Origin of the sequence: Clostridium sp. DSM 17811 (genome assembly GCF_018861905.1) — a bacterium.
In the GTDB taxonomy this organism is placed as follows: domain Bacteria; phylum Bacillota; class Clostridia; order Clostridiales; family Clostridiaceae; genus Clostridium_AD; species Clostridium_AD frigoriphilum.
On the sequence record NZ_JAHLDU010000001.1, the window covers coordinates 503,673 to 521,043 of the forward strand.

The 17,371-nt window shown below is 32.6% G+C and carries 29 protein-coding genes and 1 pseudogene; 2 read left to right on the top strand and 28 right to left on the bottom strand.

What is annotated here, in order from left to right:
- Positions 1-98 precede the first annotated feature (98 nt).
- Positions 99-1,031, top strand: coding sequence for a L,D-transpeptidase family protein (locus tag KPL44_RS02270; protein WP_216246993.1), 933 nt, complete (start codon positions 99-101; stop codon positions 1,029-1,031).
- Between the two features lie 165 nt (positions 1,032-1,196).
- Here the strand turns inward: KPL44_RS02270 and cwlD are convergent, their stop codons facing one another.
- Positions 1,197-1,913, bottom strand: coding sequence for an N-acetylmuramoyl-L-alanine amidase CwlD (cwlD, locus tag KPL44_RS02275; protein WP_407934995.1), 717 nt, complete (start codon positions 1,911-1,913; stop codon positions 1,197-1,199).
- Positions 1,914-2,064: 151 nt separating this feature from the next.
- Between cwlD and KPL44_RS02280 the strand changes: the two genes are divergently transcribed.
- Positions 2,065-2,721: a superoxide dismutase gene (locus KPL44_RS02280; RefSeq protein ID WP_216246995.1), complete on the top strand. Its 657-nt coding sequence runs from the start codon at positions 2,065-2,067 to the stop codon at positions 2,719-2,721.
- A 121-nt stretch (positions 2,722-2,842) separates the two neighbouring features.
- Here KPL44_RS02280 and rpsI read toward each other — a convergent pair whose 3' ends face one another.
- The 27 genes and pseudogenes from rpsI to rplN all read right to left on the bottom strand — a co-directional run bounded on the left by rpsI (position 2,843) and on the right by rplN (position 17,362).
- The gene (rpsI, locus tag KPL44_RS02285) at positions 2,843-3,235 is read right to left on the bottom strand and encodes a 30S ribosomal protein S9 (RefSeq protein WP_071614599.1); all 393 of its coding nucleotides are present in this window, start codon (positions 3,233-3,235) and stop codon (positions 2,843-2,845) included.
- Between the two features lie 24 nt (positions 3,236-3,259).
- On the bottom strand, positions 3,260-3,694 hold the full coding sequence (rplM, locus tag KPL44_RS02290) for a 50S ribosomal protein L13 (RefSeq protein WP_071614600.1): 435 nt from the start codon (positions 3,692-3,694) through the stop codon (positions 3,260-3,262).
- Positions 3,695-3,858: 164 nt separating this feature from the next.
- A complete protein-coding gene (gene truA, locus KPL44_RS02295) occupies positions 3,859-4,593 on the bottom strand; it encodes a tRNA pseudouridine(38-40) synthase TruA (RefSeq protein ID WP_216246998.1) in 735 nt (244 codons plus the stop codon).
- A gap of 62 nt (positions 4,594-4,655) precedes the next feature.
- Complete coding sequence (locus KPL44_RS02300) at positions 4,656-5,459, bottom strand: energy-coupling factor transporter transmembrane component T family protein (RefSeq protein WP_216246999.1); 804 nt, start codon at positions 5,457-5,459, stop codon at positions 4,656-4,658.
- 78 nt (positions 5,460-5,537) lie between these two features.
- Positions 5,538-6,392 (bottom strand): energy-coupling factor transporter ATPase, encoded by an 855-nt coding sequence (locus KPL44_RS02305; protein ID WP_216247002.1) that lies wholly within the window; start codon positions 6,390-6,392, stop codon positions 5,538-5,540.
- The gene (locus tag KPL44_RS02310) at positions 6,377-7,222 is read right to left on the bottom strand and encodes an energy-coupling factor transporter ATPase (RefSeq protein ID WP_216247004.1); all 846 of its coding nucleotides are present in this window, start codon (positions 7,220-7,222) and stop codon (positions 6,377-6,379) included. The genes KPL44_RS02305 and KPL44_RS02310 overlap by 16 nt, the downstream gene beginning before the upstream one ends.
- A gap of 153 nt (positions 7,223-7,375) precedes the next feature.
- The gene (gene rplQ / locus KPL44_RS02315) at positions 7,376-7,717 is read right to left on the bottom strand and encodes a 50S ribosomal protein L17 (RefSeq protein WP_071614605.1); all 342 of its coding nucleotides are present in this window, start codon (positions 7,715-7,717) and stop codon (positions 7,376-7,378) included.
- A gap of 12 nt (positions 7,718-7,729) precedes the next feature.
- Positions 7,730-8,677 carry a DNA-directed RNA polymerase subunit alpha gene (locus tag KPL44_RS02320; RefSeq protein WP_216247006.1) on the bottom strand — a complete coding sequence of 316 codons (948 nt, stop codon included), beginning with the start codon at positions 8,675-8,677 and terminating at the stop codon, positions 7,730-7,732.
- Positions 8,678-8,738: 61 nt separating this feature from the next.
- Complete coding sequence (gene rpsD, locus KPL44_RS02325) at positions 8,739-9,359, bottom strand: 30S ribosomal protein S4 (RefSeq protein WP_216125690.1); 621 nt, start codon at positions 9,357-9,359, stop codon at positions 8,739-8,741.
- 34 nt (positions 9,360-9,393) lie between these two features.
- Positions 9,394-9,786 carry a 30S ribosomal protein S11 gene (rpsK, locus tag KPL44_RS02330; protein WP_076605254.1) on the bottom strand — a complete coding sequence of 131 codons (393 nt, stop codon included), beginning with the start codon at positions 9,784-9,786 and terminating at the stop codon, positions 9,394-9,396.
- 15 nt (positions 9,787-9,801) lie between these two features.
- Complete coding sequence (rpsM, locus tag KPL44_RS02335) at positions 9,802-10,170, bottom strand: 30S ribosomal protein S13 (protein ID WP_076605255.1); 369 nt, start codon at positions 10,168-10,170, stop codon at positions 9,802-9,804.
- Between the two features lie 141 nt (positions 10,171-10,311).
- A complete protein-coding gene (rpmJ, locus tag KPL44_RS02340; protein WP_021122033.1) occupies positions 10,312-10,425 on the bottom strand; it encodes a 50S ribosomal protein L36 in 114 nt (37 codons plus the stop codon).
- Between the two features lie 15 nt (positions 10,426-10,440).
- Entirely contained in the window at positions 10,441-10,659 is a 219-nt protein-coding gene (infA, locus tag KPL44_RS02345) for a translation initiation factor IF-1 (RefSeq protein ID WP_071614608.1), read from the bottom strand.
- Between the two features lie 7 nt (positions 10,660-10,666).
- Positions 10,667-10,948, bottom strand: coding sequence for a KOW domain-containing RNA-binding protein (locus KPL44_RS02350; protein ID WP_216247008.1), 282 nt, complete (start codon positions 10,946-10,948; stop codon positions 10,667-10,669).
- A 41-nt stretch (positions 10,949-10,989) separates the two neighbouring features.
- Positions 10,990-11,238 (bottom strand): annotated as a pseudogene (locus KPL44_RS02355) (M24 family metallopeptidase); the annotation flags it as partial.
- Between the two features lie 22 nt (positions 11,239-11,260).
- Positions 11,261-11,923: an adenylate kinase gene (locus tag KPL44_RS02360; protein ID WP_216247012.1), complete on the bottom strand. Its 663-nt coding sequence runs from the start codon at positions 11,921-11,923 to the stop codon at positions 11,261-11,263.
- A gap of 22 nt (positions 11,924-11,945) precedes the next feature.
- A complete protein-coding gene (secY, locus tag KPL44_RS02365) occupies positions 11,946-13,226 on the bottom strand; it encodes a preprotein translocase subunit SecY (protein ID WP_216247014.1) in 1,281 nt (426 codons plus the stop codon).
- A complete protein-coding gene (gene rplO / locus KPL44_RS02370; protein ID WP_071614613.1) occupies positions 13,227-13,667 on the bottom strand; it encodes a 50S ribosomal protein L15 in 441 nt (146 codons plus the stop codon).
- An 18-nt stretch (positions 13,668-13,685) separates the two neighbouring features.
- A complete protein-coding gene (gene rpmD / locus KPL44_RS02375; RefSeq protein WP_071614614.1) occupies positions 13,686-13,865 on the bottom strand; it encodes a 50S ribosomal protein L30 in 180 nt (59 codons plus the stop codon).
- Between the two features lie 12 nt (positions 13,866-13,877).
- Entirely contained in the window at positions 13,878-14,375 is a 498-nt protein-coding gene (gene rpsE / locus KPL44_RS02380; RefSeq protein WP_216247017.1) for a 30S ribosomal protein S5, read from the bottom strand.
- A gap of 17 nt (positions 14,376-14,392) precedes the next feature.
- On the bottom strand, positions 14,393-14,755 hold the full coding sequence (gene rplR, locus KPL44_RS02385) for a 50S ribosomal protein L18 (RefSeq protein WP_216247019.1): 363 nt from the start codon (positions 14,753-14,755) through the stop codon (positions 14,393-14,395).
- Between the two features lie 19 nt (positions 14,756-14,774).
- On the bottom strand, positions 14,775-15,314 hold the full coding sequence (rplF, locus tag KPL44_RS02390) for a 50S ribosomal protein L6 (RefSeq protein ID WP_071614617.1): 540 nt from the start codon (positions 15,312-15,314) through the stop codon (positions 14,775-14,777).
- A 141-nt stretch (positions 15,315-15,455) separates the two neighbouring features.
- The gene (gene rpsH, locus KPL44_RS02395) at positions 15,456-15,854 is read right to left on the bottom strand and encodes a 30S ribosomal protein S8 (RefSeq protein WP_071614618.1); all 399 of its coding nucleotides are present in this window, start codon (positions 15,852-15,854) and stop codon (positions 15,456-15,458) included.
- Positions 15,855-15,886: 32 nt separating this feature from the next.
- Entirely contained in the window at positions 15,887-16,072 is a 186-nt protein-coding gene (locus tag KPL44_RS02400; protein WP_071614619.1) for a type Z 30S ribosomal protein S14, read from the bottom strand.
- A gap of 15 nt (positions 16,073-16,087) precedes the next feature.
- Positions 16,088-16,630, bottom strand: coding sequence for a 50S ribosomal protein L5 (gene rplE / locus KPL44_RS02405; RefSeq protein WP_071614620.1), 543 nt, complete (start codon positions 16,628-16,630; stop codon positions 16,088-16,090).
- A gap of 22 nt (positions 16,631-16,652) precedes the next feature.
- A complete protein-coding gene (gene rplX / locus KPL44_RS02410; protein ID WP_071614621.1) occupies positions 16,653-16,976 on the bottom strand; it encodes a 50S ribosomal protein L24 in 324 nt (107 codons plus the stop codon).
- Positions 16,977-16,993: 17 nt separating this feature from the next.
- A complete protein-coding gene (gene rplN, locus KPL44_RS02415) occupies positions 16,994-17,362 on the bottom strand; it encodes a 50S ribosomal protein L14 (protein ID WP_071614622.1) in 369 nt (122 codons plus the stop codon).
- Positions 17,363-17,371 lie beyond the last annotated feature (9 nt).

Below are 17,371 nucleotides of genomic sequence, written 5' to 3' on the forward strand. Positions count from 1 at the left end.
ATCCATAATAAAAAAATGCAATTTAAATTCATAACCTTGTAGCAAAATTTCAAATCACTCATATTATGATAGGGTATCAATAAAGAAAAGGAAGTTCTATGCATAAAAAAAACCTTATTAATCTTTTTACAATTTTACTACTTACAACTTGCTACTGGTCATATACTAATTATGTATCATCTTCAACAAATTCACCATACATCGCGCCTACTCCAAAAATAGATTTTATAAATTTTCCCACTAAAAATAACGTATATAAAATCTATCCCTCAAAAAAAGAGCTATTATCTCAATATCCCCGTAATATTACTATAATTAGTAATGTACTTAAAATTGGCAGTCGTGGTAATGCTGTAAAGTATATACAAAATAGACTAGTTGATTATGGATATAATATAGCCACTGATGGTTTGTATACAGCCCCTACTTATGATGCAATATTAAATTTTCAGTATCGCTGCAGATTAGACTTTGACGGTGAGGTTGGTATGCGAACTTTAGAAAAACTAAACATGCCTCCTGTGGATAATATAGAATTTAATACTAAATCAGTCTCATTAACTAGCAGCAAAAATACAACCTCTAATATATCCTTACACAATTATAAATCTATTACAGAACTTACATCATCAATAAATTCTTCAAAGGTTTATAGCGCAACAAACTATCATATTGATGTAGATTTACCAAATCAGAGAGTTAATATTTTTATAAAATATAGTGACAAATGGGTTTTAGATAAATCATTTTTATGTTCCTCTGGAGCATCAAATACCCCCACTATAACAGGCAACTTTACAATTAGCGATAAAGGACCTATGTTTAGAGCAGGATCAAACATTATCTGCAATTACTATACACGAATTTCCGGTAATTATTTGTTCCATACAGTACTACTTGATAACAACAAAAATATAGTAGATGGTAGACTTGGAAATCCACTATCCCATGGGTGCATAAGGCTTGCTATTGATGATGCTAAATATATCTATACCTCTATACCCTACGGCACAAGTATATCCATCAATTAGAAGCCACCTCCTACCTATCATCCATTCTATAACCTCATTTCTAACACTAATTAATTCATACCTAATGTTATTCTAAAAGTACAAACTAAAAAGACATATTGTTTTAATAATATATCTCTTTAGTTTGCAATTAAAAGAACTCTAAACGTGCCCCAATATAATTGTTTATTCCTGTAAATTGCTTTTATAAAATTCGCATATTGATTTACTTATTGATCCTGCAATTTTCCCTTGATACTCATCAGACTTCAATTTTTGTTCTTCCTCATAATTTGATAAGAATCCACATTCCACTATGACACTTGGCATAACATCATTCTCCCTTAATATCTTATAAGAACTTTTAGCAGCTTTAGGCACTCTTTTATTATTAGAATCTAAATCTATCTTGAAATTTTTCTGAATTACACTCGCCAATATAGAACTATCTTTATAATTTGAGTACCATACTTGTGCTCCATAATATTTACTCTCGGTAAAGTAATTCAAATGAATACTAACAAACATATCACAATTACTGGACTTTTTTAAATCACACCTCTTTTTTAAATCTTCACGATACTTCTCTCTTATAGTCCCCTTATTTGAATAAAGCCCTGTATCATCCTCTCTTGTCATAACTACCTCATATCCTGCCTTTTGCAAACTAGCTTTAAGTTTTGTTGCTATAATTAAATTGATTTTTTTTTCTACAGTCCCCTCCTTAGAGCTAGTTCCACCATCCATTCCCCCATGACCAGAATCAATAAGTATTTTTTTATTACCTAGTTGATTAGAATTCATAGTTTCCTTCGCAATCCCTATATTTACACCTATAAAACTTACCATTCCTATGGCAATTACCATGACAATAGCTATCATTTTATTATTTCTGTACTTCAATTCACCCATCCTTTTATTTATTGCTATGTGTAATTTTATTCAACAGTTCCTTAATTTATTATTATTTAAATACTCAAAAAAAGAATAAAAACACCACTCTAATTTTATTACATATTATATAACATAATATATTATTTAAAGAGGTGATTTAATGTACAATCTTAAGCCTAAAACATTTGATTTTGAATCAGTCCAAGGAATTTCTAAAAAACAACTAGATGAACATTATAAATTGTATACAGGTTATGTAACCAAATTAAATGAAATTTGGAATACTCCATACACACCTGATAATTATACTGATAGTAACCCCACTTATTCTAAAATGCGTTCTTTAAAACGAGGTGAAACATACTCACTGAATGGCGTAAAACTCCATAACCTTTATTTTGAAAATATGACCGGCGGCAATAACACACCTTATGGTCCAATATTTAATGCAATAATAAATCAATATTTATCCTATGATAATTTTATTTCTTACCTTACAAATGTAGGCTTATCAATGAGGGGTTGGGTAGTACTTACCCTTGATTTACTTGATAACAGTTTGCACATAGTGGGAAGCGATTCACACGATAATGGTGCAGTATGGCTTTCTTGTCCAATACTCATAATGGATGTTTACGAGCATTCATACTTTATGGATTTCGGATCAAATCGAAAAGAATACATTTCTGCATTTATTAAGAATATAAATTGGAATGTTTTAAATGAAAGATTCGAGAAATATATTTTTCCCCTTAAGTCTATGGATATGCGGTCAAAAAATAATAAAAAAAATAGATTTTGTCCTTATTCTTACTAAAATAATCTCCAAATATCTAATAATTATTTGTTAGTTACGTTCCAATTTTTTTCTTTATGTATTCTTAAAAAGAAAAACCCTGCAAACATAAATGTTTGAAGGGTTTTCAGCTTTACTTTTATTATCTCTTTGAGAATTGAGATGCTCTTCTTGCTTTTTTAAGACCGTATTTCTTTCTTTCTGTCATTCTAGGATCTCTTGTTAAGAATCCTGCTTTTTTAAGTTCTGGTCTTAAAGTTAGATCAGCTTTTAATAAAGATCTAGAAATACCATGTCTTATTGCTCCAGCTTGACCTGTATATCCACCACCATTAACATTAACTAAAACATCAAATTTATCTTTAGTTCCAGTTAATACTAACGGCTGGTTAACTATAAGAATTAAAGTTTCTAATCCAAAATAGTTTTCTATAGCTCTTTTATTTATAATAATTTTACCTTCTCCAGGTACAAGTCTTACTCTAGCAACTGATGTCTTTCTTCTTCCTGTTCCTATATATTGAACCTTTGCCATTATATATCCTCCCTTCGAATCTAATTAGTATTTAAGTACTAGTACTTCTGGGTTTTGTGCTTCATTCTTATGTTCTGGTCCTCTGTAAACGATCATTTTTTTAAGTGTTTGACGACCTAATGGTCCCGTTGGAAGCATTCTTCTAACTGCCTCTTCAAAAATGAACTCAGGCTTTTTAGCTAATGCTACTCTATATGGAACTTCTTTTAATCCACCTGGATAATGAGAGTGATGTCTTAACATTTTTTGGTCTAATTTCTTACCAGTTAAAACTATCTTATCTGCATTTATTACAATTACAAAGTCACCTGTATCTACATGTGGCGTAAATGTTGGTTTATGTTTTCCTCTTAGTATTGCAGCTATTTGACTTGCTGCCCTTCCTAAAACTTTTCCTTCTACATCTACAACGAACCATTTTCTTTCTACTTCTAGTGGTTTTGCTAAGTATGATTTCATTATTTTCCCTCCCTGAACTTTTAACAATTAAAACTCTATGCTAAAGATCCGGGGCTAGTGGATCTTATACACGATATTTTATACAAACATTAATAAGTATAATACATTCTACCGGGTGTGTCAATGCTTTTACATAAGCATGTTACAATTTTCTTGCTTTTATTTTAATAAAAAACTTCTTCTAAACATAATCCATTCGCCGGAACAGATTTTCCAGCCTTTGATCTCTGTTTCGACTCAATTATATCTTTAATCTCGCTTGGTTTTATTTTCCCTTCACCAACTCTAATTAATGCTCCAACTATTATTCTAACCATATTGTATAAAAATCCATCAGCTGCAATATATATTTTTATAAGCTCTTCATTCTTTACAATATCTAGCCTAGAAACAGTTCTTACTGAAGTTTTGGCAGAACTACCTAAATTTTTGAAAGCAGAAAAATCATGAGTACCCATAAAATACTGGGCACCTATTTGCATAGCCTCTACATCTAATATTTGCTTATGATGGTATATGTAATCACGCCCTACTGCAACAGCTTGTCGTCTATTAATTATAGTGTAACTATACATCTTACCCATACTGTTATACCTTGAATGAAACTCATATGGAACCTCAAAAGAATGTAAAATCACAATGTCTCTTGGGAGCTTACTATTAATAGCTCCTGTAAATTTTTCTATAACTATTTTGCTATTAGTATAGAAGTTACCGGTATAGCCCTTTGCATGAACTCCAGCATCAGTCCTGCTAGAACCCGTAATCTGAGTTTTTTCACCCGTAAGTTCCTCGATAGCACTCTCAATTTTTTCTTGAATAGTCATAACATTATTTTGTCTTTGCCATCCTGAGTAGTTTGTTCCATCGTATTCTATAATAATCTTGATGTTTCTCACTGCATCATGCCCCTTTCTACTTATAGCTAGGATTTAATAACCCTTTGCATTTTAGGAGAATTTTATGTTCTACTAACAATAGTAATGACAAACAGCAATATAAAAGAACAACTTGCAATATAATCTCTTTTAGTTACTTTTAGTTGTTTCATTCTAGTTCTTCCTTCTCCACCTTTATAGCATCTAGATTCCATAGCCATCGCTAATTCATCTGCCCGCCTAAAAGAACTTATAAATAAAGGTACTAGAATAGGGATTAAACTTTTAGCCCTGCTTATTAAATTACCAGATTCAAAATCAGCACCTCTGGCCATTTGTGCTTTCATGATTTTATCAGTCTCATCCATTAAAGTCGGAATAAATCTTAATGCTATAGTCATCATCATTGCCAACTCATGAGCTGGCACTCCTATTTTTTTAAATGGATTAAGGAGGCTCTCTATACCATCAGTTAATTCTATAGGTGATGTTGTAAGTGTTAGTATTGATGTTCCCATAATTAAAAAAACTAGTCTAATAATCATAAACGCGGCAATAACTAACCCTTCTTTATAAATCTTTATAAAATGCCATTGAATAAGTGGAAGACTTCCATTTCCTCCAGTCATAAAAATATTTAATATTGCCGTAATAAGTAATAAAATTAAGATGGGCTTTAATCCGCTATAAATGTACTTTAAAGATAGCTTTGCTATTAGTATTGTGACTATTATAAATATAAATACATATAAGTAGCCTTCAAAATTATTTACTAGAAATAAGTCAATAATAAATAATATAGATATTAATATCTTAAATCTTGGGTCTAACTTATGTATAAAAGAATCCCCTGGTATATATTGTCCTATTGTAATATCTTTGATCATACAAATTCCTCCAAAACGCTATAAAAAGCACATATTACTGTTTTAAATATGATGTATTAGTCATGCAAAAGAGTCATACTAATCTTTTTTGAGTATCTTAAGCAACTCTTGTTTTGCTTTTTCTATGGTGAATATATCTTGTGATAAATCAAATCCTTTATTACGAAGTTCCCTAATTAAATATGTTACCTGCGGTACTGCAAGGCCAACACCTTCTAAGGTATCTATCTCTCTAAAAATTCTCTCAGGTGTTCCATCTAATATACATTTCCCTTTATCCATTACTAAAACTCTATTTGCAACTTTAGCTACATCTTCCATACTATGTGATACTAAAATTATAGTCATATTGTCTGCTTTATAAAGCTCAACAATCTTACTTAAGATGTCATCTCTTCCTTTGGGATCAAGTCCTGCAGTTGGTTCATCTAAGATTAATACCCTTGGTTCCATAGCCACTACTCCTGCAATAGCTACTCTTCTCTTTTGTCCACCACTTATCTCAAAAGGTGATTTATCTTTATATTCTTCATAATCAAGTCCAACAATTTTCATAGCTCTTTGAACTCTTCTATTTATTTCATCATTATCTAAACCTAAATTTCGAGGTCCAAATGAAATGTCTTTTTCAATAGTTTCTTCAAAAAGTTGATATTCAGGATATTGAAATACTAGCCCAACTTTTTTCCTTATACTTGTTAATTTCATTTTTTTCTTTGTTATATCAATGTCATCTACTAAAATCGTACCTGAAGTTGGTTTTAGTAAACCATTTATATGTTGAATTAGTGTCGATTTACCTGAGCCAGTATGCCCAATGAGTGCCACAAATTCTCCTTGCTTTATTTCTATAGATACATCATCTATAGCTTTTTTTTCAAAAGGAGTTTTTGGCATGTATATATATGTTAAATTTTCTATTTTAATTGACATAATGCATTCACCATCTCATTTATAGTTAGTATATCAGATCCTATATTAATACCCTTCTGTCTAAGTTCGTACGCAAGTTCTGTTACCTGCGGAACATCTAGGCCTATTTCCTTCATAATAGCTACATTTTTAAATATTTCTTTTGGTTTTCCGTTCATTACAATCTTACCACTATCCATAACTACTATTCTATCCGCTTCTACTGCTTCTTCCATATTATGAGTTATTAGAATGATTGTTATCCCATAATTTTTGTTTATTTTTTTTATAGTGCTCATAACTTCTTTTCTTCCATATGGATCAAGCATGGCTGTTGGTTCATCAAAAACAATGCATTTGGGCATCATGGCAAGAATACCTGCAATAGCTACTCTTTGTTTTTGACCACCTGAAAGCAAATGTGGAGCATGTTTTCTATATTCGTACATATGTACACTTTTTAACGCATCATCCACTCTTTTTCTAATTTCCTTAGGATCTAATCCTAAGTTCTCTGGACCAAATGCTACATCTTCTTCTACTATAGTTGCAACAATTTGATTATCTGGATTTTGAAATACCATACCAGCTACATTTCTAATGTTCCATAGATTAGCTTCTACAGATGTTTGTAATCCATCCACATAAATTTCCCCGTCTGTTGGTATTAGTAGTGCATTTATATGTTTAGCAAAAGTTGATTTTCCTGAGCCATTATGGCCTAATACCACTAAAAATTCACCCCTGTTAACCTCTAGATCTATTCCATCTATAGCCACCTTAGGTTCTTCACCTTCACTTTGCGGGTACTTATAAACAAGTTTATTACATATAACCATTTTTTCACCCATAAGTGTCACTCCCAACGTTTATAAATATGATAAAATTAAAAATCTACTAAATTAGTTAATCACAACTTCAGTAGAAATCTTTTTCAAAATCAATTAAATATTAATAATAAAATGGGGATTAAGTTTGTTCCCACTTAATCCCCTTTGCTTAAACTATACTAATTCTATTATACTCATTTCTGCTGCGTCGCCTCTTCTTGGACCCATTTTCATAATTCTAGTATAACCGCCGTTTCTCTCAGCGTATTTGGGTGCAATATTGTCAAATAAATCTTTAACTACGCTTTCTTCAGTAATGAATGCAAGTGCTTGTCTTCTAGCATGAAGATCTCCTCTTTTTCCAAGAGTTATCATTCTTTCAGCAAATTTTCTAGTTTCTTTTGCTCTAGTTACTGTAGTTTCAATTTTACCATACTTCAACAAATTAGTTGCAAGACTTCTAAACATTGCAATTCTTTGATCAGTGGAACGGCCTAATTTACGATACATTGCCATGTATTTCCCTCCTTACTCTTCAGTTAGTTTCAAGTTCAAACTCAAAGCTTGAAGTTTCTGTTCAACTTCTTCAAGTGATTTCTTACCCAAATTTCTAACCTTCATCATATCATCCATTGATCTTTCTGTTAATTCTTGAACTGTATTAATTCCAGCTCTTTTCAAGCAATTATAGCTTCTAACTGAAAGGTCTAATTCTTCAATAGTCATTTCAAGAACTTTTTCTTTCTTATCTTCTTCTTTTTCAACCATTATTTCAACATTATCAGCATGATCTGTTAATGTCATAAATAATTTAAAGTGTTCGATAAGAATTTTAGCTGATAAACCAATAGCCTCATCTGGTCTAATTGTACCATTAGTCCAAATTTCAATTGTCAATTTATCATAATCAGTGATTTGGCCTACTCTTGTGTTTTCAACAGCAAAATTTACTCTTTTAACTGGAGTATAAATTGAATCTACTGGTATCGTAGCTATTGGCAATTCATCTGTCTTGTTTTTAGCCATAGACACATATCCTCTACCTTTATTAACAGTTAGTTCCATATATAATTTAGCATCGTCATCCAATGTTGCTATATGTAAATCACTATTAACTACCACTACATCTCCATCAGTGCTAATGTCTGCTCCAGTAACTACTCCGGGTCCTTTAGCATCAATATAAACTGTTCTAGGACCTTCACCCTCCATTGTCAATGCTAAGCTTTTGATGTTTAGAATTAATTCTGTAACATCTTCTTTAACACCTTTAACTGTGGAAAATTCGTGAAGTACTGTATCAATCTTAACTGCTGTTGTAGCAACTCCAGGTAAAGAAGAAAGAAGAATTCTTCTTAATGCATTACCTAAAGTTATACCATAACCTCTTTCCAATGGTTCAATTACAAATTTACCATAAGAACCATCTTCAGCTGTTTCTACACATTCTATTTTTGGCTTTTCTATTTCCAACATATAAACCCTCCCTTTTTTAATTGGCAACCTATTATGAGGGCAACTGATTCTATATTGATGACTATTTACTGTATAATTCGACGATTAACGTTTCATTAACAGGAACATCTATATCTTCCCTAGTTGGTTGTGCTAAAACTTTTCCTTCAAACTTTTCTAAGTTAGCTTCTAACCAATTTGGTAAGGTTTTAGGGTTTTCAAGGAAAACCTTAAACTTCTCAGTAGCTCTGCTTTTTTCACATGCAGACACTACTTCATTTGCTGTTAAACTGTAAGAAGGAATATCTACCTTTTTACCATTAACTAAGAAATGTCCGTGAGTAACTAGTTGCCTAGCTTCTTGTCTTGAATTACCATAACCCAATCTATAAACTACGTTATCAAGTCTCACTTCTAAGAGTCTTAATAGGTTCTCACCTGTTATTCCTCTTAACTTGTCAGCTTTTTCATAGTATCTTCTAAATTGACTTTCAAGTACTCCGTATATTCTCTTAGCTTTTTGTTTTTCTCTTAACTGTAATCCGTAATTGGACATTTTTTTCTTGCTTTGTCCATGTTGTCCTGGTGCATAGCCTCTTCTGGCAAATGCACATTTATCTGTAAAGCATCTATCACCCTTAAGGTTGAGCTTCATACCTTCTCTTCTGCAAAGTCTACAAGTAGCTCCAGTATATCTTGCCATTCAAATTACACCTCCTGTTTTTATAAACTATAAATCAAACTCTTCTTCTCTTTGGTGGTCTACATCCATTATGAGGAATTGGAGTAACGTCTTTGATTAATGTAATTTCTAATCCAGCCGCTTGAAGTGACCTAATTGCCGCTTCTCTACCTGCTCCTGGTCCTTTAACAAATACGTCAACACTCTTTAGTCCGTGCTCCATAGCTGCTTTTGTAGCAGCTTCTGCTGCCATTTGAGCTGCAAATGGAGTACTCTTTCTAGATCCTCTAAATCCTAATCCACCTGCACTAGACCAAGATAAAGCATTACCAGCTGCATCTGTAAGTGTAACGATGGAATTATTGAAAGTAGACTTTATGTGTGCACAACCGTGCTCAACATTTTTTCTTTCTTTTTTTCTTCTACTTCTTTTAACTTTCTGAGCCATGTTATTCCCTCCTTACTATTTCTTCTTACCCGCCATTGTTTTCTTAGGGCCTTTTCTTGTTCTTGCATTAGTTTTAGTTTTTTGTCCTCTTACTGGAAGACCTTTTCTATGTCTTATGCCTCTATAACATCCAACTTCCATTAACCTTTTTATATCTAAAGCAACTCTTCTTCTTAAGTCACCCTCAATTATAAAATTCTTTTGAATGTATGTTCTTAACTCATTAACTTCTTCTTCTGTTAAGTCCTTAACTCTTGTATCAGGATTTATCCCAACAGTTTTAATAATACCTTGTGATTTTGTTAAGCCTATACCAAATATATATGTTAAGCCTATTTCAACTCTTTTTTCCCTTGGTAGGTCAATACCTGCTATTCTTGCCATTTACTGTTTACACCTCCCACGTAATTGTTGTTATAATTTTATCACATCTATATCTTTTAAACGATGTAATAACGATTTATTATTATTAATATTAACTTAATATTTACTACTTATGTTAATACTTCTTATAAATAAAACCGATCAACCTTGTTTTTGTTTATGCTTAGGATTTTCACAGATAACCATTACTCTTCCTTTTCTCTTAATAACCTTACATTTTTCACACATAGGTTTAACTGATGGTCTTACTTTCATAGCTAACCCTCCTTATTACTTGTCTCTCCAAGTTATTCTCCCACGTGTTAAATCATATGGGGAAAGTTCTACCGTAACCTTGTCTCCTGGTAATATTCTTATAAAATTCATTCTTAACTTACCCGAGATATGGGCTAATATTTTATGCCCACTCTCCAATTCAACTTGAAATATCGCATTGGGCAAAGTTTCTACTACCACACCTTGCATTTCTATTATATCATCTTTTGACATAAGGTAATCAAACCTCCTTACCAATATCTGCAGACTGCAAAAATATTTTAATTTTAGAATTAGTAACCTCTTTTTCAGATAAAATTATATCCCTAATTTCTTCAGCTACAGTGCCTGTAAAATTTAGATGTTTAATCTTCTTCTTTTTAGGTTTCTCGATCCTTCTTAACTCTCCGTCAGAAATATACACATATTCATTACTTAGTATACCTACAACAATAAATGTTTTGTGCATATCCCTGCCTGCTTTAGAATGTACCACCTTACCTATAAGGCTATTTTTCTCCAAATCATTCACCTCAATTAGTTCAATGTTAATATTTCAGGAATACAATCTATGCTAATTATGTCTCCTTCAAGTAAAACCCGGTTAGATGGAATTCCATGAACCACTTCATCATTAACAGATGTACATATGAACGCTGGAAATCCACAATAACCCTTAAAAGATGGTTTAGCACCCTGTTTTATTATGAACTCTTCAGCTAATTTATTTAGTTCTGCAGTGGTTATTTCAGTTTTTATTACCTCTTCAATTATTGCAAGAGCTTCTACAACCACTTTACCCGCATCTCTCATAAATTAAATTTCCACATCATTTTTAATGTTTATCATTTTTTATATCAGCTAAGATACTACAGATGCTGTCAAATACACTATTAATTTCTTGTGTCCCATCAACTTCTGATAATAAATTTTTGTCACCGTAATACTTTATCAATGGTTGTGTTTGAGCTTCATATATGTCAATCCGTTCATTAACGGTTACTTCAGTGTCATCAGCTCTTTGAACAAGATCACTTCCACATAAATCACACTTACCATCTACTTTCGATGGATTAAATGTAATATGATAACTAGCACCACAGGCAAGACAAACTCTACGACCAGTCATTCTATCTAGAATAAATTCTCTAGGAACCTTTATTAATAATGCTGTATCAAGGTGGATATCTTTTTCATCCAATAAAGTTTTTAAAGCTTCACCTTGATTAACAGTTCTAGGATAGCCATCTAATAAAAATCCATTAATGCAATCTTCATTATCTAACCTATCTTTTATTATATCTATAGTCAATTTATCAGGGACTAAATGCCCCTTATCAATATGTCTCTTAGCTTCAATTCCAAGAGGGGTTTTTTCTGAAATGTTTTTTCTGAATATATCCCCTGTTGATATATGTGGTATTGAGAACTTATTACTAATTGATTTAGCTTGAGTTCCTTTTCCAGCTCCCGGAGGACCTAATAAGATTATTCTCATAGTATCATCTCCTGGTATTATTTTATTTAAGAAATCCTTTGTAATGACGCATTACCAATTGTGATTCAAGTTGTCTCAACGTTTCAATACCAACATTAACCATAATTAATAACATTGTACCTCCAAAGTATATTCCCTTGAATTGAGTAAAGCCTTCTGTAATAATAGGAAACAATGCTATAACACCTGCAAAAACTCCTCCAAGGATTGAAATCTTAGTAAGTACACTATCGATATATGTTGCTGTATTCTCACCCGGTCTAATACCTGGTATGAAACCTGATGATTTGTGCATATTTTCTGCCATTTCATCTGGTTTAAATGTTACCTGAGTATAAAACCATGTAAAGAATACTATTAATACAAAATACACCACTGCATATTTCCAAGTATTTGCTTCAAATATGCTCCAACGACTTCCTGTGATGAATTTTGCAATTGAAGATGTCGGTTTTAACTGTGCTATTGTTGCTGGAAATGTCATTACTGACATTGCAAAGATTATACCGATAACTCCAGATGCATTAACACCAATTGGAATATGTGTTGATTGCCCTTTGAAAACCTTGTTTCCAACAGCTTTACCTGCATATTGAACCGGAATCCTTCTTTCACTTAAACTTGCTATTACTACTGCAACTAATAATGCCACAGCAATTACAACAAACAATATAACTTCTACAAAACTTACAGTGCCTGCCTTTTGAAGTCCAGCGATTTTATATGCAAGGTCAGGTAATCCAGATATAATATTAATAAATATTATCAATGAAACACCATTACCAATACCTTTACCTGTGATTTGTTCACCTATCCACACCAAAAATGTTGATGCAGTAGTCATCGTTAGTACCACTAAAAATATGGTTAAACTAGATGTGTCTGAAAATGCTCCAGTCCCTGCAATAATTGCATACATACCAAAAGATTGTAAAACCCCTAGTACTATTGAAGCATATCTAGTATAATCTTGTATTTTCTTACGTCCTTCAAGTCCCTCCTTAGAAAGTTGCTCTAAGTATGGAATTGCAATTACTAGTAATTGCATTATAATAGATGCATTTATGTATGGACCAACACCCATTGCGAAAATACTAAATTTACCAAATGCACCACCCGAAAGCATATCGTAAAAACTAAATAACGTTCCTCCATTACTAGTTAAACTTGCTAACTTGCTAGCATCTACACCCGGAACAGGAATGAAAATACCTACCCGCATAATTACAACCATAAGTAGCGTAAATATCATACGTTTTTTTAAATCAGGAATTTTCCAGGCATTACGTATGGTTGATAGCATTTATATCACCTCAACTTTTCCCCCAGCTGCTGTAATTTTTTCAGCTGCTGCTTTCGAGAGTTTAGATACTTTTACAGTTAAATTCTTTTCTAAATTACCATTACCAAGTATTTTAACTCCGTCGTGTATCTTTCTTACGATTCTTTTCTCTACTAACAATTCCTGTGTAACTTCAGTACCATCTTCGAATACATTAAGCCTATCTACATTTATACAAGAGTATTGTTTTGCAAAAATATTTGTAAAACCTCTTTTAGGTAATCTCCTATATAAAGGCATTTGGCCTCCTTCAAATCCTGGTCTTGTTCCACCACCAGATCTAGAGTTCTGTCCATCTTGACCTCTTCCCGCAGTTTTTCCCCAACCTGAAGCAGTACCTCTACCGATTCTCTTAGGAGATTTTTTTGAACCTTCCGCAGGTTTTAACTCATGAAGTTTCATGTCAACACCTCCTCGTTTTTATACTTGCTCTACATTTATTAGATATATTACTTTGTTAATCATGCCTTTGATCTGAGGAGTTTCCTCGTGCTCAACACTTTTTCGTATTTTTCTTAATCCTAAAGCATTAACAGTAGCGATATGTTCTTTCTTTCTACCTATTAAGCTTTTTACCAATGTTATTTTAACTTTAGCCAAGGTTTTCCCCTCCTATCTTAAAATTTCTTCTACAGTCTTACCTCTTAATTTAGCAACGTCTTCTGCTGTTCTTAATCTTGATAACCCATCAATAGTAGCATTAACTACATTTCTAGGATTACTAGAACCTAAAGATTTAGCTCTAACGTCTTTTAATCCTGATAATTCTAGAACCGCTCTAACTGGACCTCCAGCAAGAACTCCTGTACCTTCAGAACCAGGCATTATGTGTATAACAGAAGTACCAAACTTACCATCAATAGTATGTGGTATAGTTGTTCCAACCATAGCCACGTTTACTAGATTTTTCTTAGCATCTTCTATTCCTTTTCTAATTGCTTCAGGAATTTCTACAGATTTACCCATACCAACGCCAACGTGTCCGTTTTCGTCTCCAACAACAACTAATGCGCTGAATCTGAAGTTTCTTCCACCTTTAACAACCTTAGCAACTCTGTTTATGTTAACTACTTTTTCTTTAAGATCTAATGTGCTAGGATCAATTTTCATGTGTTTCCCTCCTTCTCTTAGAATTTAAGTCCAGCTTCTCTTGCTCCTTCAGCGAGAATTTGTACTCTACCGTGATATACATATCCGCCTCTGTCAAATACTACTTCATTTATTCCTTTTTCAAGTGCTCTTTCAGCAATCATTTTACCTACTAATTTTGCCGCTTCTTTATTGCTTCCTACTTTTGGTTCAAAAGCTTTATCTATGCTTGAAGCAGAAACTAATGTGATTTTTGCAACATCATCTATTACTTGAGCATATATGTTCTTTTCACTTCTATATACAGCTAATCTTGGTCTTTCTGCTGTACCAGAGATCTTTTTACGAACTCTAAGATGACGCTTAACTCTTGACTTTTGTCTATCGTCTTTCTTGAACACATCATTCACTCCTTCCTACTTATTTACCTGTTTTACCTTCCTTACGTCTAACAATTTCTCCAGAATATCTGATTCCTTTGCCTTTGTAAGGTTCTGGTTTTCTCCAAGTTCTTATTTCTGCTGCAACAGCTCCAACTAATTGTTTATCAATACCTTTTACTATTATTTTATTAGCATCTGGTAATATAAATTGGATTCCTGGAACTGCATCAATTATAACTGGATGTGAATATCCGAGGCTTAATGTTATTTTACCATCTTTAAGTTGAGCTCTATAACCAACGCCAACTAATTCAAGTGTTTTTTCATATCCCTCTACAACACCAATAACCATATTGTTTATTAATGATCTTGTCAATCCATGAAGAGCTCTATGCTCTTTTACATCACTCGGTCTTGTAACTACCACAGTATTGTCTTCCATAGCTATATTCATTTTAGTACTCATGTTTTGAGTTAGTTCACCTTTTGGTCCTTTTACATTAACAACATTAACTGGTGAAACTGTAACAGTTACTCCATTAGGTATAACTACTGGAAGTCTTCCGATTCTTGACATACTTACACCTCCTGTATTCTTTTCAGACATATAACCATTATTAATAATTATATCCCATATATCTCTTTTAATTGTTAACTAATTATCTATTATTACTATGTACATAACAAATTATAGTCGTTATGCCTTAGAATTATTAGACTACCAAATATAACAAATAACTTCTCCGCCTAAGCCTAATTTTCTAGCTTCTCTATCTGCTACTAATCCTTTAGAAGTTGATATTATAGCAACTCCTAATCCATTCAATACTTTTGGAATATCTTCATTTTTAGAATATACTCTTAAACCAGGTTTAGATATTCTCTTAAGTCCAGTGATAACTCTTTCCTTATTTTGACCATACTTCATTGCAAGTCTCATCATAGGAACGACACCATCATTGTACTCTTCGATATTTTTAAGGTACCCTTCTTGAAGTAATATATTTGCTATTTCCTTCTTTATAGTTGATGAAGGTACTTCTACTATTTCATGTCTTACAACATTTGCATTTCTTATACGTGTTAGCAAATCTGCGATTGGGTCAGTCATAACCATTTTTCGTGCCTCCTTTCATTAGAATGTTCTAATTACCAACTTGCTTTTCTGCAACCAGGAATTTCTCCCTTGTGTGCAAGTTCTCTAAAACAGATACGGCATATACCAAATTTTTGTAATACTGAATGTGGTCTTCCGCAAAGTCTGCATCTTGTATAAGCTCTAGTTGAATATTTAGGTTCTTTTTTCCATTTCTCTATTAAAGCCTTACGTGCCATATGTTTCCCTCCTAATTATTGAGCAAATGGCATTCCAAGGAATCTTAATAATTCTCTTGCTTCCTCGTCTGTCTTTGCTGTAGTAACGAATATTATATCCATTCCTCTAATTTTATCAATTTTATCATATTCTATTTCAGGAAAAATAAGTTGTTCTTTAATTCCTATAGCATAATTCCCTCTACCATCAAATGCTTTAGAAGAAGCTCCTCTAAAATCTCTAACTCTAGGTAATGCAACGTTCATTAATTTATCCGCAAATTCGAACATTTGAGCTTTTCTTAAAGTAACTTTACACCCTATTGGTGTATTTTCTCTTAATTTAAAGTTAGCTATAGATTTCTTTGCTCTTGTTATGATTGGCTTTTGACCTGCAATAATCTGCATATCACTAAGCGCTGCATCTAAAACCTTAGAATTATCTTTAGCTTCTCCAACTCCCATATTCAATACTATTTTCTCAAGCTTAGGAACTTCCATTATATTTTTATAACCGAATTTCTCCATTAAAGCTTGAACTACTTCTTTTTCATATTTTTCTTGTAGTCTTGAACTCATATGTTAAACCTCCTTTCAGGAATTAAAATGTTTCTGCACATTTTTTGCAAACTCTTACCTTAGTTCCATCTTCTAGAATCTTACTATTTATTCTTGTTACATTTTTGCATTTTGTACAATATAACATAACCTTAGAACTATTAATAGCTGCTTCTCTGTGAGTTATACCACCTTGCATATTTTGTTTGCTTGGTTTCTGATGTTTTGTAATTACACTAACATCTTTCACTAAAACTTTACCAGTTTTAGGATATACAGCTAAGACTTCGCTTATTTTACCTTTGTCTTTACCTGAAATAACCATTACTGAATCATTTTTTTTCACGTGTACTTTTTTAACTGCCATGTTAGACACCTCCTATCTTATAGAACTTCAGGCGCTAGTGATAAGATCTTAGTGAAGTCTTTATCCCTTAACTCCCTTGCAACAGGTCCGAATATACGAGTTCCTTTTGGGGTTTTGTCGTCTTTTATAATAACAGCAGCATTATCATCAAATCTAACGTATGTTCCGTCTGCTCTTCTTAACCCTTTTACTGATCTGACTATAACTGCTTTAACAACTTCACCTTTTTTAACAACTCCACCTGGTGTTGCACTTTTTACGCTAGCAACTATTGTGTCACTGATGTTTCCCCATTTTCTCTTGGAACCACCTAATACTCTAATACACATAATTTCTTTTGCACCAGAATTATCTGCGACTTTTAATTTACTTTGCTGTTGTATCATATCGAATAC

What these genes read in the sequence shown, in the direction of transcription:
- secY (WP_216247014.1), bottom strand. Translation starts at nt 13,226, where the DNA reads ATGCTATCAACCATACGTAATGCCTGGAAAATTCCTGATTTAAAAAAA.
- rpmJ (WP_021122033.1), bottom strand. Translation starts at nt 10,425, where the DNA reads ATGAAAGTAAGACCATCAGTTAAACCTATGTGTGAAAAATGTAAGGTT.
- rplF (WP_071614617.1), bottom strand. Translation starts at nt 15,314, where the DNA reads ATGTCAAGAATCGGAAGACTTCCAGTAGTTATACCTAATGGAGTAACT.
- KPL44_RS02320 (WP_216247006.1), bottom strand. Translation starts at nt 8,677, where the DNA reads ATGTTGGAAATAGAAAAGCCAAAAATAGAATGTGTAGAAACAGCTGAA.
- KPL44_RS02360 (WP_216247012.1), bottom strand. Translation starts at nt 11,923, where the DNA reads ATGAGAATAATCTTATTAGGTCCTCCGGGAGCTGGAAAAGGAACTCAA.
- rpsH (WP_071614618.1), bottom strand. Translation starts at nt 15,854, where the DNA reads ATGGTTATGACTGACCCAATCGCAGATTTGCTAACACGTATAAGAAAT.
- rplQ (WP_071614605.1), bottom strand. Translation starts at nt 7,717, where the DNA reads ATGGCAATGTATCGTAAATTAGGCCGTTCCACTGATCAAAGAATTGCA.
- KPL44_RS02270 (WP_216246993.1), top strand. Translation starts at nt 99, where the DNA reads ATGCATAAAAAAAACCTTATTAATCTTTTTACAATTTTACTACTTACA.
- rplO (WP_071614613.1), bottom strand. Translation starts at nt 13,667, where the DNA reads ATGAAACTTCATGAGTTAAAACCTGCGGAAGGTTCAAAAAAATCTCCT.
- rpsE (WP_216247017.1), bottom strand. Translation starts at nt 14,375, where the DNA reads ATGAAAATTGATCCTAGCACATTAGATCTTAAAGAAAAAGTAGTTAAC.
- rpsD (WP_216125690.1), bottom strand. Translation starts at nt 9,359, where the DNA reads ATGGCAAGATATACTGGAGCTACTTGTAGACTTTGCAGAAGAGAAGGT.
- KPL44_RS02400 (WP_071614619.1), bottom strand. Translation starts at nt 16,072, where the DNA reads ATGGCACGTAAGGCTTTAATAGAGAAATGGAAAAAAGAACCTAAATAT.
- KPL44_RS02300 (WP_216246999.1), bottom strand. Translation starts at nt 5,459, where the DNA reads ATGATCAAAGATATTACAATAGGACAATATATACCAGGGGATTCTTTT.
- infA (WP_071614608.1), bottom strand. Translation starts at nt 10,659, where the DNA reads ATGTCAAAAGATGATATAATAGAAATGCAAGGTGTGGTAGTAGAAACT.
- rplM (WP_071614600.1), bottom strand. Translation starts at nt 3,694, where the DNA reads ATGAAATCATACTTAGCAAAACCACTAGAAGTAGAAAGAAAATGGTTC.
- KPL44_RS02305 (WP_216247002.1), bottom strand. Translation starts at nt 6,392, where the DNA reads ATGTCAATTAAAATAGAAAATTTAACATATATATACATGCCAAAAACT.
- rpsK (WP_076605254.1), bottom strand. Translation starts at nt 9,786, where the DNA reads ATGGCTCAGAAAGTTAAAAGAAGTAGAAGAAAAAAAGAAAGAAAAAAT.
- rplN (WP_071614622.1), bottom strand. Translation starts at nt 17,362, where the DNA reads ATGATACAACAGCAAAGTAAATTAAAAGTCGCAGATAATTCTGGTGCA.
- KPL44_RS02310 (WP_216247004.1), bottom strand. Translation starts at nt 7,222, where the DNA reads ATGGGTGAAAAAATGGTTATATGTAATAAACTTGTTTATAAGTACCCG.
- rpsM (WP_076605255.1), bottom strand. Translation starts at nt 10,170, where the DNA reads ATGGCAAGAATAGCAGGTATTGACCTACCAAGGGAAAAAAGAGTTGAA.
- rplX (WP_071614621.1), bottom strand. Translation starts at nt 16,976, where the DNA reads ATGGCAGTTAAAAAAGTACACGTGAAAAAAAATGATTCAGTAATGGTT.
- rpsI (WP_071614599.1), bottom strand. Translation starts at nt 3,235, where the DNA reads ATGGCAAAGGTTCAATATATAGGAACAGGAAGAAGAAAGACATCAGTT.
- KPL44_RS02280 (WP_216246995.1), top strand. Translation starts at nt 2,065, where the DNA reads ATGTACAATCTTAAGCCTAAAACATTTGATTTTGAATCAGTCCAAGGA.
- rplE (WP_071614620.1), bottom strand. Translation starts at nt 16,630, where the DNA reads ATGAGTTCAAGACTACAAGAAAAATATGAAAAAGAAGTAGTTCAAGCT.